This window comes from Paraburkholderia phymatum (assembly GCF_040965635.1).
Lineage (GTDB): Bacteria > Pseudomonadota > Gammaproteobacteria > Burkholderiales > Burkholderiaceae > Paraburkholderia > Paraburkholderia phymatum_B.
The window spans coordinates 1-14,382 of record NZ_JBFRCH010000010.1 but is presented as its reverse complement, the minus strand read 5'-3'; the positions used below and the strand labels follow the sequence as shown (position 1 = coordinate 14,382).

General features: G+C 64.8%; 16 protein-coding genes. 10 read left to right on the top strand and 6 right to left on the bottom strand.

Annotation, left to right across the window (positions count from 1 at the left end):
• Positions 1-12 precede the first annotated feature (12 nt).
• The 4 genes from AB4Y32_RS19000 to AB4Y32_RS18985 all read left to right on the top strand — a co-directional run bounded on the left by AB4Y32_RS19000 (position 13) and on the right by AB4Y32_RS18985 (position 4,035).
• On the top strand, positions 13-870 hold the full coding sequence (locus tag AB4Y32_RS19000) for an NAD-dependent protein deacetylase (protein WP_368722823.1): 858 nt from the start codon (positions 13-15) through the stop codon (positions 868-870).
• Between the two features lie 112 nt (positions 871-982).
• A complete protein-coding gene (locus AB4Y32_RS18995; RefSeq protein ID WP_368722822.1) occupies positions 983-1,615 on the top strand; it encodes a DUF938 domain-containing protein in 633 nt (210 codons plus the stop codon).
• 348 nt (positions 1,616-1,963) lie between these two features.
• On the top strand, positions 1,964-3,373 hold the full coding sequence (gndA, locus tag AB4Y32_RS18990) for an NADP-dependent phosphogluconate dehydrogenase (protein WP_368722821.1): 1,410 nt from the start codon (positions 1,964-1,966) through the stop codon (positions 3,371-3,373).
• A gap of 335 nt (positions 3,374-3,708) precedes the next feature.
• On the top strand, positions 3,709-4,035 hold the full coding sequence (locus AB4Y32_RS18985; RefSeq protein WP_368722820.1) for a DUF4148 domain-containing protein: 327 nt from the start codon (positions 3,709-3,711) through the stop codon (positions 4,033-4,035).
• Positions 4,036-4,158: 123 nt separating this feature from the next.
• Here the strand turns inward: AB4Y32_RS18985 and AB4Y32_RS18980 are convergent, their stop codons facing one another.
• Positions 4,159-4,908 carry a DUF2968 domain-containing protein gene (locus AB4Y32_RS18980; protein ID WP_368722819.1) on the bottom strand — a complete coding sequence of 250 codons (750 nt, stop codon included), beginning with the start codon at positions 4,906-4,908 and terminating at the stop codon, positions 4,159-4,161.
• 55 nt (positions 4,909-4,963) lie between these two features.
• Positions 4,964-5,284, bottom strand: coding sequence for a hypothetical protein (locus AB4Y32_RS18975; RefSeq protein WP_368722818.1), 321 nt, complete (start codon positions 5,282-5,284; stop codon positions 4,964-4,966).
• Between the two features lie 240 nt (positions 5,285-5,524).
• Between AB4Y32_RS18975 and AB4Y32_RS18970 the strand changes: the two genes are divergently transcribed.
• The 3 genes from AB4Y32_RS18970 to AB4Y32_RS18960 all read left to right on the top strand — a co-directional run bounded on the left by AB4Y32_RS18970 (position 5,525) and on the right by AB4Y32_RS18960 (position 7,349).
• Positions 5,525-5,836, top strand: a complete 312-nt coding sequence (locus AB4Y32_RS18970; protein ID WP_087737378.1) for a cupin domain-containing protein — start codon at positions 5,525-5,527, stop codon at positions 5,834-5,836.
• Between the two features lie 229 nt (positions 5,837-6,065).
• Positions 6,066-6,818 (top strand): peptidoglycan DD-metalloendopeptidase family protein, encoded by a 753-nt coding sequence (locus tag AB4Y32_RS18965; protein ID WP_368722817.1) that lies wholly within the window; start codon positions 6,066-6,068, stop codon positions 6,816-6,818.
• Between the two features lie 312 nt (positions 6,819-7,130).
• A complete protein-coding gene (locus AB4Y32_RS18960) occupies positions 7,131-7,349 on the top strand; it encodes a hypothetical protein (protein WP_368722816.1) in 219 nt (72 codons plus the stop codon).
• 255 nt (positions 7,350-7,604) lie between these two features.
• Here the strand turns inward: AB4Y32_RS18960 and AB4Y32_RS18955 are convergent, their stop codons facing one another.
• Positions 7,605-9,251: an NRAMP family divalent metal transporter gene (locus AB4Y32_RS18955; RefSeq protein WP_368722815.1), complete on the bottom strand. Its 1,647-nt coding sequence runs from the start codon at positions 9,249-9,251 to the stop codon at positions 7,605-7,607.
• A 999-nt stretch (positions 9,252-10,250) separates the two neighbouring features.
• Between AB4Y32_RS18955 and nthA the strand changes: the two genes are divergently transcribed.
• From nthA to AB4Y32_RS18940, 3 genes are read left to right on the top strand one after another with little or no spacing between them, the layout of a single operon-like run.
• On the top strand, positions 10,251-10,916 hold the full coding sequence (gene nthA / locus AB4Y32_RS18950) for a nitrile hydratase subunit alpha (RefSeq protein ID WP_368722814.1): 666 nt from the start codon (positions 10,251-10,253) through the stop codon (positions 10,914-10,916).
• Positions 10,913-11,578 (top strand): nitrile hydratase subunit beta, encoded by a 666-nt coding sequence (nthB, locus tag AB4Y32_RS18945; protein WP_368722813.1) that lies wholly within the window; start codon positions 10,913-10,915, stop codon positions 11,576-11,578. Before nthA ends, nthB begins: the two co-directional genes overlap by 4 nt.
• Positions 11,575-11,949: a nitrile hydratase accessory protein gene (locus tag AB4Y32_RS18940; RefSeq protein ID WP_368722812.1), complete on the top strand. Its 375-nt coding sequence runs from the start codon at positions 11,575-11,577 to the stop codon at positions 11,947-11,949. The genes nthB and AB4Y32_RS18940 overlap by 4 nt, the downstream gene beginning before the upstream one ends.
• A gap of 66 nt (positions 11,950-12,015) precedes the next feature.
• Here AB4Y32_RS18940 and AB4Y32_RS18935 read toward each other — a convergent pair whose 3' ends face one another.
• The 3 genes from AB4Y32_RS18935 to AB4Y32_RS18925 all read right to left on the bottom strand — a co-directional run bounded on the left by AB4Y32_RS18935 (position 12,016) and on the right by AB4Y32_RS18925 (position 14,051).
• Positions 12,016-12,162 (bottom strand): hypothetical protein, encoded by a 147-nt coding sequence (locus tag AB4Y32_RS18935; protein ID WP_162849268.1) that lies wholly within the window; start codon positions 12,160-12,162, stop codon positions 12,016-12,018.
• A gap of 147 nt (positions 12,163-12,309) precedes the next feature.
• Complete coding sequence (locus AB4Y32_RS18930) at positions 12,310-13,020, bottom strand: PIG-L family deacetylase (RefSeq protein ID WP_368722811.1); 711 nt, start codon at positions 13,018-13,020, stop codon at positions 12,310-12,312.
• A 443-nt stretch (positions 13,021-13,463) separates the two neighbouring features.
• Entirely contained in the window at positions 13,464-14,051 is a 588-nt protein-coding gene (locus AB4Y32_RS18925; protein WP_368722810.1) for a nucleotidyltransferase family protein, read from the bottom strand.
• Between the last annotated feature and the right edge of the window lie 331 nt (positions 14,052-14,382).

Sequence of the window (14,382 nt, the reverse complement as noted above, 5' to 3'; positions counted from 1 at the left end):
CATGACCGACGCATGAAAGACATCCCGCCTCCGCTGATCGAACCTCAGGCGCTCGCCGCACTGCAAGATTTCGTCGAACGCCATCCACGGCTTTTCGTGCTGACGGGCGCGGGCATCAGCACCGATTCCGGCATCCCCGGCTATCGCGACGAAAACGGCGAATGGAAGCGCTCGCCGCCCATCACGCTGCAGGAGTTTCTCGGCTCGGTCGCGTCGCGTCAGCGGTACTGGGCGCGCAGCACGGTCGGCTGGCCCGTCGTCGCGCAGGCCCAGCCGAACGCCGCGCATCGCGCGCTCGCGCGGCTCGAATCCGCGAGGCACGTGCGCTCGCTCGTCACGCAGAATGTCGACGGCCTGCATCAGCGCGCGGGCAGCAGCGAGGTGATCGAGCTGCACGGCAGCATCGGTGCCGTGGCGTGTCTCGATTGCGGCGCACAGCATTCGCGCGCGTCGATCCAGCAGAGGCTGATCGATGAGAATCCCGCGTTGCTCGATGTGATCGCCGAACCTGCCGCCGATGGCGATGCACATCTCGAATGGCATGACCTCGGCGCGTTTCGCGTGCCGGCGTGCCTCGATTGCGGCGGCCTGTTGAAGCCGGCCGTGGTGTTCTTCGGCGAGAGCGTGCCGAAGCCGCGCGTCGAAGCCGCGACGCATGCACTGGAGGCCGCCGATGCCGTGCTCGTCGTGGGTTCGTCGTTGATGGTGTATTCGGGCTATCGTTTCTGCGTATGGGCGCAAAGGATGGGCACGCCGATTGCCGCGATCAATCTCGGACGCACGCGCGCCGATCCGTTACTGTCGCTGAAAGTGCAGGCGCCGTGCGGCGATGCGCTCGCGGCGCTGGCGGCGAGTCTTGCAGCGGGCTGACGAATCGGCCTGCGCGATTTCTCATGAGATTTTCCAGGCCCTCGCGTATGATCGCGGGCCTCGCATAACGAACGCGTACCCGTCCGTACTGAATCACGAGGTACAGAATTACATGACCACGCCTGATCTCAACGCGCGTCAACACGCGCCCGCCGCCGAGCGCAACCGCGCGCCGATCCTCGCCGTGCTCGAACGCGTGCTGCCCGCCACGGGCACCGTGCTCGAAATCGCGAGCGGCACAGGCCAGCATGCGATCCACTTCGCCGCGGCGCTGCCGCAACTCGTCTGGCAGCCGAGCGATCCCGACGAAGGCGCGCGCTCGTCGATTGCCGCGTGGACGGCGGCGTGCGGTCTGTCCAACGTGCGCGCGCCGCTCGCTCTCGATGTGCGCAATGCTCAATGGGGCATCGATGCCGCCGACGCAATCATCTGCATCAACATGATCCATATTTCGCCGTGGGCATCGGCGCTGGCGCTGATCGACGGCGCGGGGCGGCTCATCGGTCCGGGCGGCGTGCTCTATCTGTACGGGCCGTACCGGCGCGGCGGCGCGCATACCGCGCCGAGCAACGCGGCATTCGACGAGCAGTTGAGGAGCCGCAATCCGGCATGGGGCGTGCGCGACATGGAGGACGTCGTCGCGCTCGCGGACGCAGCAGGCTTCGCGTTCGACGAACCGATCGCGATGCCCGCGAACAACTTCAGTCTCGTGTTCCGGAAACGTCGGCCGTCGGCGAAAGTCTGACCCACGCATCCGACGCGCTCTGCCGCGACGCGTTTCGCGGACTAAGCTTGAAAGGCGTGCCGTGCGCGCACCAGCGCGCATCGTGGTGAAGCGAAGGCAACGACGGCGCCGCGACAACGAGCGCATTGAAGCGTTCGAGCAGACGGTATCGGCCGCATGGCTATGCGCGCCGTCGACGCGAAAGCGCGTCGAAAGACGCATGCATCGTCCATGCCGTGCCCGACAGGAAGGACGGCGAACGGACCGCACGCGAGCGTCATCCGGGCATTTCTTTTATCCTTTCATCCTCGACGCCGCGCCTCGATGGCTGGCGCGGCTTCACGACTTACTGGAATCTGGAGAATTCACATGGGCAAACAGGCAATCGGCGTAGTGGGGCTGGCGGTGATGGGCCGGAATCTGGCTCTGAACATCGAAAGCCGCGGTCACGCGGTTTCGGTGTTCAACCGCACCCGCGAGAAAACCGACGAACTGATCGCGGAGTTTCCCGACCGTAAGCTGGTTCCGACCTATACGCTGGAAGAATTCGTCGATTCACTCGAAAAGCCGCGCCGCATCCTGATGATGGTGAAGGCGGGCGAAGGCACCGACGCGACGATTGCCGCGCTGCGTCCGCTGCTGGAGAAGGGCGACACCCTGATCGACGGCGGCAACACGCATTTCACCGACACGATCCGCCGCAACCAGGACCTCGCGAAGTCGGGCCTGCACTTCATCGGCACGGGCGTGTCGGGCGGCGAGGAAGGCGCGCTCAAAGGCCCGTCGATCATGCCGGGCGGCCAGCGCGACGCGTACGACCTCGTCGCGCCGATCCTCACCGAAATCGCGGCCAAGGCGCCCGACGGCGAGCCGTGCGTCGCGTACATGGGGCCGGACGGCGCGGGCCACTTCGTGAAGATGGTGCACAACGGCATCGAATACGGCGACATGCAGCTGATCGCCGAAAGCTACTCGGTGCTCAAGCAGGTGGCGGGCCTGTCAAACCAGGAGCTGGGCGCCGTCTACACCGAGTGGAACAACGGTGAGCTGGACAGCTACCTGATCGAAATCACGTCGAAGATCTTCAGCAAGAAGGACGACGAGACGGGCAAGGATCTCGTCGACGTGATCCTCGACCGCGCCGCGCAGAAGGGCACGGGCAAGTGGACGAGCCAGAACGCGCTCGACCTCGGCGCGCCGTTGCCGCTGATCACGGAAGCCGTGTTCGCGCGCGTGCTGTCGTCGCTGAAGGATCAGCGCGTCGCGGCGAGCAAGGTGCTCGAAGGGCCAGCGGCGAAGCCCTTCTCCGGCGACCGCGCCGCGTTCATCGAATCCGTGCGCCGCGCGCTGTACTTCAGCAAGGTGATCTCGTACGCACAGGGCTTTGCGCAGCTGCGCGCGGCATCGGAAGAGTACAAGTGGGATCTGGACTACGGTACGATCGCAAAAATTTTCCGCGCCGGGTGCATCATCCGCGCTCGCTTCCTGCAGAAGATCACAGATGCCTACGCGAAGGACAAGGCGCTCGCAAACCTGCTGCTCGATCCGTATTTCCGCGACATCGCCGCGAACTACCAGAGCGCGCTGCGCGACGTCGTGATCGCCGCGACGACGGCGGGCGTGCCCGTGCCGGCGTTCTCGTCGGCGATCGCATATTTCGACGGCTACCGTTCGGCGCGTCTGCCCGCGAACCTGGTTCAGGCACAGCGCGATTTCTTCGGCGCGCATACGTTCGAACGCGTCGACAAGCCGGGTAGCTTCCACGCGAACTGGTCCTGACGGAACGGTAGGCCCGGTGGGCCGCGTTTCGGTTCACTTCGCCGAGCGGCTTCCTGCAACGCCCCAGCGCACTCGCGGCGCCGGGGCGTTTCTCCTTGTGCGCCGCGCAGTGGGTTTCCCAACCGCCCGTTGCACGATTTTTGGAACACAGTGTTGCGATTTAACGATCTCAAAAGCGCATGACGCGCGGTTTTCGTCTAATTGTTGCAATTCAAACAATAGAGTTTAGTCAAATAAGGGATTTCCCTAGTTCGTCTGCCTCCTTAAACTAGTCTCAACGCTGAACGAACACGGTGTTCGAAGCGAATCAAAAAACAAGTTCTCGGAGGTTGTCCATGAAAGCCCTGATTTCCGCAGTCGTTCTCGCTGCCGCTGTTGCTGCTCCCGTCGCATCGTTTGCCCAATCGAATCAGCAGCCTCTGACGCGCGCTGAAGTTCGCGCCGATCTGGTCCGTCTGGAAAAGGCCGGCTACGATCCGCTGTCCGATCGCACGGAATACCCGAAGCACATTCAGGCTGCCGAAGCGCGCGTCCACGCACAAGACGCCGTCGCGCAAGCCGACACGACCGGCTACGGCGTGCAGACGAACGGCACGTCGCAAGCGTCCACCCGTTCGCTGGCCGATGAAAAGGGTCCGCGCTCGGTGTTCTTCGGCAACTAAGCCGGACTGAACAGTTCAAGCGTCGCAAGGCGGTAAATGAAACGCCGGCCAGGATTGCCCTGGCCGGCGTTGTTGCGTCTGATACCCAAAGAGAAGGGCACGAAGAGCACGAAGGGCCGACGTTCAACGCGGCATATGCGGTATCGCTTCGTTGCTCGCCACGTTCAGCTGATGCACCTGGCGATGCATCTTGTTCAGCTGGGCCTGCGCGGCCGTGCGCTGCGCTTCGAGCTGCGCGACCTCCTTGCGCAACTGATGCTGACGGCTCGTGACGGTCTGATCCTGCGCTGCCGTGCGTTGCAGGCTTTGGCGCAGACGCTCGGCCTGCGTTTCGGATTCGGCGATCAGGCGCTTCAACTGTTCGTTCTGCGCTTCGAGCTGCAAGCGCCGCGTCTGCCCGTCGGCGAGACGTGTGGCCTGTTCCTGCATGTGGTGAAAGAGCTGCTTCGCCATGTTGAGATCGCTCGTGGTCAGCACGCGCCATAGCTGATCTTCCTGCAACAGCGCGACGAAGTATTTCAGTTCTCTCGGATAGAACAGCAGGTTCACCGAATAGTCAAAAGTGCGAAATACGTGAAACACGGTGAGCGCTTCGTTGTCGAGCATGCGCTCGACTTCGGCTGCGTCCGCCAGTTGCACGGCGCGTCCGTTCGGCTGCGCGGGCGAGAGCTGTACCGCATGCAGCGGCGTGACAGGGCGCAACGGCGGATTGACGGGCGATGGGCCGAGCGTGTCGGGCGGGGTGCTGTCGCTCATCGGTTCCTCGTCGATCTGGGCGGGGTGGCTTTGCGAGACGTCGGGCGCTTCGAAGTGAAACTGATGCGCGGCGCCATTGCCGGCCGGCGCGCGACGCATGTGCAGAAGACTTTTCACGATGAATCCTCGATAGGCGGGCAAAATGCCCGGCCTCTTCAGGGTTGCGGGCGCATCAATGCAGCGTGCGTTGCCGACGCCCAAGATCGTCGAATAGCGCATGGCCGGATTCCAGCGCGAGGAGCCACGACTGGTCGTATTCGCTGAGAGTTTCGAGCGCTTGCCGTAGTTGCTCGACGGCGACGGCAGGAATCTCGACGCTCGCTTCGACGCCGCTCGACAGCTTGCGCACGCTCGCCAGTTGCACGAGGGCATCGGCGGCTTCGGCGACATCGACGGCGAACACGAGATGCGCATTGAGCAATTCGACCAGCGCGGGCGACGCACTCATCTCGTCGACGTTCAATTGCACGGCAAGAAACAGGGCTTTGTTCATCGGACCTCCTCGCTGGCATCGAACCACTGATGGTGGACCGACCGTCTCGCCGCGCATCGCCATGCGCGCACGCCTATTCGTCTGACAGGACACCAGGTTCAGTATAGACGAGCACTTCAGCTATGCAATGGCTTGCAAACCGCATGAAACGGTCGTCTGCGGGATGCGAGCAAGCAGCGTGCACGACCAGGACGGCCACTATAATGATCCCTCCCGACACTGAGAATTCGCGAGCAGGTCATGAAAATTGTCCGCAGCAGAACCTTTACCGCCGAGCGTGCATGGGGCGCGCTCGATATCGCGAACATGAACGGCATTACGACGCGCCTGCATTGGACCGATCAGCCGTACAAGTGGCACGTCAACGATGGCGAGGAAGTGTTCGCCGTGCTCGATGGCCGAGTGGAGATGCGCTATCGCGAAGCGGGCGTCGAACACTCGACGGTGCTGGAGACGGGCGACGTGTTCCATGCGTCGATCGGCACCGAGCATGTTGCGCATCCCATCGGCGAGGCGCGCATTCTGGTGATCGAGTCGGAAGGCAGCGTATGACCGCTCGCCGGACGGCGAAAATTGATTGGGATTGCAAAGTAATTGATGCAGGCGTAGATGACTGGGAATCGGGCAATGCTGATTCATCGACGTCGGCCGATCGTCATTTTGCAAGCCGATGAGCGAGGCATAATACTTGCACCGCAGATTGCATTTTCGATCCCGCTACACGTTCGAACGACGGCCGGCTGATGAGCCGCTGTCTCATACCGCGTCGAGGGCCACAAAAATGACAGTGAAACGGCAACACGTCGTCACGCAGCTTCTGGTTTCGCTCGCGGCCGCGAGCATGCTCGGCGCGTGCACGACGTATCCGTGGGAAACGACGCAGGCGCCGGCGCCCACTTACCGGACGCAGGGCGGCGCCGCAGCCAATGGCGTGCCCGCCGGTTTCTATCGCGTGAATCCCGGCGATACGCTGCAAAGCGTCGCGGGCGCGTTCGGCCAGCATGCGCAGGACGTGGCCACGTGGAACGGGCTGACCCTGTCATCGCCCGTCGCGCCCGGCCAGGTGCTGCGCGTCGCGCCGCCGTCCTTCGCGCAGACCACGCCCGTGCCGACGCCCACGCCTTCCACGACACCCGTGCCGCCGCCCGCCGCCGCTCCGGCCGGTCCGGTGCAGGGCGTGCTCGCGTGGCCGTTGCGCGGACCGGTTCTCAAGCCGTTCGTGCCCGGCAGGACCAAGGGCATCGTGATCGGCGGACGTACGGGCGATCAGGTGCGGGCGGCCGCCGCGGGGCGCGTCGTCTACGCGGGCACGGGCATCGAGGCGTATGGGCCGCTCGTCATCATCAAGCACGACGACACGCTGATCACCGCCTATGGTCAGAACAGCCGGCTGCTCGTGCAGGAAGGCGACGCCGTCGCGCAAGGCCAGCCGATCGGCGAGGTGGGCACGGACAACAACGGCGTGCCGTCGATCCAGTTCGAAGTGCGCAAGGACGGCAAGCCCGTCGATCCGCTTGGGTGGCTGCCGCGATAAACAGGCGATCAGCACGCGATCAATCCACAAAAATCTGCGTCGCGTCCGTTCGATTCCGTTCAACGGGCGCGGCGCTTTATCGGCATCACATCGGATGAATGGACCCATGCGGGCAGCACGCCCGCATCCATCCGCCAGGCAACACTTCGACAAGCGACAGTTGGTCCGCAGCCATCACGTTGGCGTGATGAAGTCGACGCAAGCACCGTCGCACAAGGCTTTGCGGCGCTATGGCATGGTGCGTGCAGCAAGTGGACCGAGCACGGCGCCGCTCGCGCTCACCATTCCATATACCGTTGCCGGAGACACATCATGAACACATTGCTTGTGAAAGACCTGCCGAGGGTCGATGAACTCGATCGCGAAACCGCCAGGAGCGTGCGTGGCGGCATGCTCACGATAAAAGCGCCGGAGCCGCCCGCGTGGCTCAAGCTCCCCGACGTGACGATGCCCGCCAAGGTGACACTGCCGTTGCATCCCGTCGTGATGCCGTACGATGGACCGATGCCGCAGGACCCGCGTCTGCAATGACATTTGCGTGATCCGCAAATGCAACGAGGCGAGTCCGCAGCGCGGCTCGCCTCGTTTTTGTGTGTCGTCGTATTCGTTCGAGCGATCGGGGCCGGTCCACGTCCCATCAACCGCGATGCGATGCTCATGCTTTGCGCCGTCGCTCCGCATCGCGCCAACAGTGATCTGCACCATGGACCGGCCGCCGATACTGTGTCACAACAGCCTGTCAGCGAGTACCAGGATTCTTCGAAAATGACGCGGGAAGTCTCCTGCTCACGCGATCGCGAGCTGCACGACTTTCACGATGACGAGCGCGACGGCCACCACCAGATAGCCTCGCAACGCGCCCATCCAGATGCGCCGCGACAGCGTCAGCACGGGCTTCGGCAGATCGGCGAGCGGCGGCGTGCGCCATGCGTCGCGCTCGGCCATGCTGACGAAGCGGACCGTAGTAGCGGCCGGCTGCGCGCCGCGCAGGCGGCGCAGCGCCGTCGTTGCCGCTATCACGACCAAGGCGAGCAGCGTGCCGCCCGCGAGAATGTCGATGATCGCGTGTCCGCTGATGTCCGGATACACGACCGACGCCGTCAGCACGATCGACAGCAGCACCAGCGCCCACACCACGGAACCCGTGAACAGGTTCAGCCGCTTCGAGTTGACCCACGGTCCGAGCACGTCGCGATCGTTGCACAGCAGGAGCAGGAACACGGTTGCGCTCGGCAGCAGCACGCCCGCGAGCGTCTGCACGGCTTCCGTCAGCAGGCCCAGCGGGCTGCCCGGAATCAGCACGAGTCCCGCGGCCGCGGCCACGATGCCGAAGTACACCAGATAGAAGCCCTTCGCGTCGCCGACGCCGCGATGCAGCGAGTGACGGATCTTGAACACATCGCCGATCGCATAGGCCGTCGACAGCGACACAGCCGCCGCGCCGATGATGCACGCGTCGAGTAGCGCAACCGCGAACAGCACGGCGGGCGTGCGGCCCGCATACTTTTCGAGGCCGGCGATGATCCCGCCCGCATCGGTGAACTGGCCCAGCTCCGGCTTGCCGACGAACAGCGCCGCGCTGAACGAGATCATCGCGATTGCGCCGATCAGCACGAACACGATGCCGATCCACAGATCCGCCTTTTCATACTTCATGAAGCGCGGCGTGATGCGCTTGTCGATCACGTAGCTCTGCTGGAAGAACAGTTGCCACGGCGCAATCGTGGTGCCGACGATGCCGATCACGAGCAGCATCACATCCGAGAGCTTCGCATGCGCAGGCCATGCGGGCACGAAGAGGTGATGCGCCATCTGCGAGACGGGCGGGTGGATCGTCACGAGCACGGGCACGAGCAGCAGGCTCATCACGCACAGCACGATCGCGAAGCGTTCGAAGCGCTTGAAGTCGCCCGTGCTGACGGCTGCCATCGTCAATGCGGCCGCGATGCACACGCCCGCGATCTTCGATACGCCGAAGAAGTCGAGCACGAACGTGATGCCGATGAACTCGGTGACGATCGTGAGCGCATTGAGAATGAACAGGTCGATCACGCTGAATGCACCCCAGAACTTGCCGAAGCGCTCGAAGATCAGGCGCGCGTGACCGACGCCCGTGACGGCGCCCAGACGCAGCACCATCTCCTGGTTGACGTACAGCACGGGCACGAGCAGCAGCAGCGTCCACAGCAGCGTGGTTCCATAGTTTTGTCCGGCTTGCGTGTAGGTGCCGAAGGCGCCCGCGTCGTTATCGCCGACCATCACGATGAGGCCGGGCCCGACGATCGCGAGCAGCGTGCGCAGACGCGCGCCCCAGCTGTTGCGCGGCGCGGTGTCGTGATGCGCGATCGTCCCGAACGCGCCGCGGATGTCGCCGATGTGCGCGTCGTCGAGAACTGCAGTGCGCGTCGGCAGGGCTTGTGGTGGCGTGGCCATTTTTATTCTCCCTTGAACGGATGTTGGTCGAATGATTTCCGTTTAAATCGCGGACCGCCTGCGCAGGCGGCCAACGATCGCGTCAAACGCGCGAACGGCCCTCGCAAACATGCGGCGCCGTCCATCCTTCGGCGAAAGGAACGCGTCGTAGTGCGCGCGTGCTTCGCGGGTTTGCGGCAATGTCGAAAGAAGCAGGAAGTGCATTTCGGTTCTCCAGCACGAAGGCTCGTGCATGCGAGGCGGCAAGGGCCGGAGAATCGAGGTGATCGAATGCGCTCGGCTTGCCTGCCTCAGGTCGGTAAAGGCGTGTCTGAATTCATCGGCTGACTGTCACTGTCGGGCATGGCGGCTCCACTATCGCTGATGATGCGTTGACGGCGTCGCGGGACGCCGTGTCATGCGCGCGCCACAACGGACACACACAGGGCACACGATTTCGAACGGCTCGCGGCGAGATGCGTCGGGACAGGCGCGTACATACCTGTTCCCGCGCATTGGCACGCGACGCATACGGCGCGGCGGGCATGCACGGCCAAACGGGATGCGAATGGCCGCGATGCGCCGGCGTACGCGCACACGTGGGCGCAAGCGCTGCCACGCAAACGCGAGGCCGCGACGGGCGACCGCGAGCGTGCGCGAATGCGCTACGCGCCAATGGCGCTAAACAGGATGCACGAGGGGTGAAACTGCGACGCGCACCGTCTGCCTGCTGGCGAGACGGCGGCTAATGAGGAGGGCGCGGACGTCTTGCCGGTCAGGCGGCGAATCTGTTCGAAAACGTACTACTGCAACTGTCCAAGGCAACGCCCCTCAAATTGAGATAAGAGGATTCTATGCCCGCTCGCGAAGTCAAGTCAATCCGCTTCCTTAAGCAGAACGGAAATATGTGGCGCAGCGCGCATTCCGAACGCGCCTTGCGGCATGACGGCGGCGCCCGTTTGCATTCGACGCCTGGCCCGACCATACTGGTTTGGTGTCGCATTCTTCAGGCAGATGCAGATGAGCCACGACGCCAGGCATGATCACGACGATCACCGTCACGCACACGAAGGCAGCGCATTGCCTGAGATGGATCTGCGCGTGCGCGCGCTGGAATCGCTGCTGGTCGAGAAGGGCTACGTCGATCCGAAAGCGCTTGACATGCTGATCGAAACGTACGAGACGAAGGTCGGTCCGCGCAACGGCGCGCGCGTGGTCGCGAAGGCGTGGCGCGATGCGGACTTCCGCCGCTGGCTGCTCGACGACGCGACGGCGGCCATCGCGTCGCTCGGCTACACGGGGCGGCAGGGCGAGCACATGATCGCGCTCGAGAATACGCCGCGCGTGCACAACATGGTCGTCTGCACGCTGTGCTCGTGCTATCCGTGGCCCGTGCTCGGCTTGCCGCCTGTCTGGTACAAGTCGGCGCCTTATCGCTCGCGCGCCGTGATCGATCCGCGCGGCGTGCTGGAGGAATTCGGCGTCGCGCTGCCGGACGAGACGGAAATCCGCGTGTGGGACTCGACGGCCGAAGTGCGCTATCTCGTGCTGCCGATGTGCCCGCCCGGCACGCAAGCGCTGAGCGACGATGAACTCGCGGATCTCATCACGCGCGACTCGATGATCGGCACAGGCTTGCCGCTCTCGCCGCACGAAGCAGCAGCGCGCAGCGGAGGCCGGTCATGAACGGCGCACAGGACCTTGGCGGAATGCAGTCGTTCGGGCCCGTCGTGCACGAAGCCGACGAGCCGTATTTCCACGCGGACTGGGAGCGGCACGTCCTCGCGCTGACGATCGCGATGGGCGCAACGGGCAAATGGAACATCGACATGTCGCGTGCCGCGCGCGAGAGCCTGCCGCCCGCGCAGTATCTGTCGAGCAGCTACTACCAGATCTGGTTCGCGGGCTTGCGCAAGCTGCTGATCAACACGGGCCTCGCGACGCACGACGAGATCGACAGCGGCAAGTCCCGGCATCCCGCCGCGCCGTTGCCGCGCGTGCTCGCCGCCGATCAGGTCGAGCCAATGCTGTTTCGCGGCAGTTCCGTGTCGCGGCCCGCGCCCCGTGCGGCGCGCTTTGAAGTCGGCGACACGGTGCGCACGCGGCTCGTCAACCCGTCGACGCATACGCGCCTGCCGCGCTACTGCCGGGGCAAGCGCGGCCAGATCGTAGCCTTGCACGGCGCGCATGTGTTTCCCGATTCGAATGCGCTCGGTCGCGGCGAAGATCCGCAGTGGCTGTACACGGTGCGGTTCGACGCCGCCGAACTGTGGGGCCGCGACACGACGGCGGCTTCCGTGTGCGTCGATTGCTGGGAACCGTATCTCGAAGCGGAGCACCCGGCATGAGCGCGCCGGCTTTCACGACTGCGCCTCAAGCGCTGCTCGACGCGTTGCCCGGCTTGCCGCGCGACGACGCCGGCCCCGTCTTCGCCGCGCCCTGGCAGGCGGCGGCGTTCGCGATGGCGCTCGCGCTGCATGAGCGCGGCGTATTCACGTGGTCCGAATGGGCCGCGCAACTGGCGGACGCGATCCGCGACGCGCAGGCGCAAGGCGACCCCGATCACGGCGATACGTATTACGCGCACTGGCTGACGGCGCTCGAACGCATTGCGACGGCGAAGGGCTGCGTGACGCACGACGGACTGATCGACCGGAAGAACGCATGGGACGCGGCGGCGCGCCGCACGCCTCATGGCCAGCCGATCGAACTGGACTGAACGCGCGCCAGCCACGCACGGCCGACGACGCGAGCGCTTCGGCGAGCGCACGCCGGCACTGCGCTGTCATGTCGTGACAGGGTCCTTGTCCGGCGGACCTTCGGGACGCTGCGGCTCGTCGTTGTGATGGCCCGGCGACGGCGGCGTGAGGGGATCGCCCTCGGGGTCGCGCGTGGGATCGGCGTGCGGGTCGGGAATCGGACTCGTGTGCATGGCATGACCTCGTGGCAGTGGACAGCGGACCCTTTCGCCGGCTCGGCGGCACGGTGCGAAGCGTCCTGCTTACATAGCGTAGGCGATGACGGGCGAGCGTGCTGGCTTGATGGACGCGCGGCGCATGTCCGCGCGTTGTGCGGCAGATCAGTGCCTGTGCCGGCGCTGCCGGTCGACAGTCAGACGCCAGTAGCGCTCGGCGGCGAACACGTCGTCGTAGCCATGTGGCCCGATGGCCCGCAACTGGCTCTCATATGCACAGACGGCTTCGCGCTTGAGCAGCGTCTGACGCTCGTGGTCGGGCGCATGATCGTTCGACGGGCTGGCAGGCGTCGCGACGATTCCGCGTTCGGCGAGATCGACGAGCCTTTGCTGCACGAGCCCCGGCATCTGCCGATAGATGGCCTCTTCGTAAGCGAACCATTCGAGATGCGACATGCGCGGCAGGATTTCGCAGCACGCTTCGAACACAAGGCCATGGTCGTCGTGAAAGAGGCCGAGCGGCATCAGCAGCGTGTTCGCGGTCGAGCCGTAGATCGTTTCTTCAAGTGTCGCCGCGAGCTTCGAGACCGATGGCGAGTCGTGATACTGCGCGTCGCGAAAAGGCAGCCGCACGGGAATCGTCTCGAGCACGGCGAGCGCGTGGTTGTCCTCGATCGTGCGAGCGCGCATCGACTCGTGCGCGCTCGCGAAACCGGCTTTCTCGTCCCATTCGGTGTGCATGTCCTGCTCGGGCGGCGCGGCGAACACGGTGCAGACGGCGGCGTCGGGATGCGACGCGAGCAGCGCGCCGCATCCGAAGACGGCGTCGTCGAAATGCGGCGACACGATGAACAGACGCGGGCTGGTTTCGCTCATGGGGTCCTGGCAGAAGAGTGCGGTGGGTTCCTGGCTGATGCGGCTGATGCTGCGGATACGGTCGGCGGCGTGCCGCGTTCGCCGCGCGGCATGGCGAGAGCTGACGTCATCGTGGACAGCTTAGACCAACGATGCGAAGCCTGCTCGCCCGTTTTCGCGGCGCAGCAGCGGGCCGCAAGTGCCGTGCCCGGCCGTGCGCGCTAGTGACCGCTTGTGGCCGTTTTTGCCTGTTTGTGATGCCCGTTCGATGCTCGCTTGCGAGGGCTTTGTTTGTGCCGGTTTGGCGCCCGCCTTTGTCCGCTTGTGCGCACAAGCCGGGGTCCAAAGCCGGTAATGGGTTGGCTTCCCGTATCCGCTCACCGCGAAGGGCATCGGGGTCCCGAACCTTCTCACCTGAGCGCGGGCGGCGCTTCTTCGATTGAAGCTGGCGGACAGGTCGAGCGCTACAGGTTGCGCAAGTCTTCGGGGGTATCGATATCGCTCAGCACGCCCGGATCGTCGACGTCGATGCGGGTCACTGCGTGCGTCGCGAAGAGCGTGCGCGCGCCCGTGTCGCCATCGAGCGCGAGCAGCGCGTCGCGATGTCCGACGCCGAAGCCGACGGGATGCCCGCGCTGTCCGCGATAGTACGGCGCGACGATCGACGCGCCTTTGTCGGCCGCGCGCGCGACGGCCTCGATCGTCGATGCGGCGATGCGCGGCATATCGGCGAGCGCGACGATCCAGCCGTCGGAGTCTTCGCTTGCTTCGACGCCTGCCGCGAGGGTCGCGCCCATGCCGCGCTCGGCGTCGACGGAAAAGATCACGTGACAGCCGGCGTCGTTGAGGACGCGCGCGAGCATTTCGGAGCCGGGACGCACGACCGCGATCACATGGGGGACGACGAGCAGCAGCCGGTGCGCGGATTCATGGGCGATGGGCGTGCCATCGGGCAGTCGGGCGAGCAGCTTGTTGTGGACGCCTTCCGGGTCGAAACGCGATCCATATCCTGCGGCGAGCAGCACGCCGGCGGCGAGCGAAGCATAAGCCATGGGCGGCACCAGAAGGGGAGTGAACAGAGATTGTGCGGCGCAACGGGGAGGCAGGCAAGGGCTCATTTTTTTGTCTGCGGGGCTGCTTTCTTTTGCCCTTATCGCTGGCATCCGCGATGCGCCTCACGGCGCGGGCGTTGCCCCTGTGCGGGGCGGCACTTGCTTTTGTTTGCAACGGCTTTTGTTTTGGTGTTTTTGCCGTTGCGCTGGCATCCGCGATGCGCCTCGCGGCGCGGGCGTTGCCCCTGTGCGGGGCGGCACCTACTCTTCTTTGCCGCGGCAAAGAAGAGTAGGCAGAAGAAAGCCGCTCACACCGCCAGTGCTTGACGTT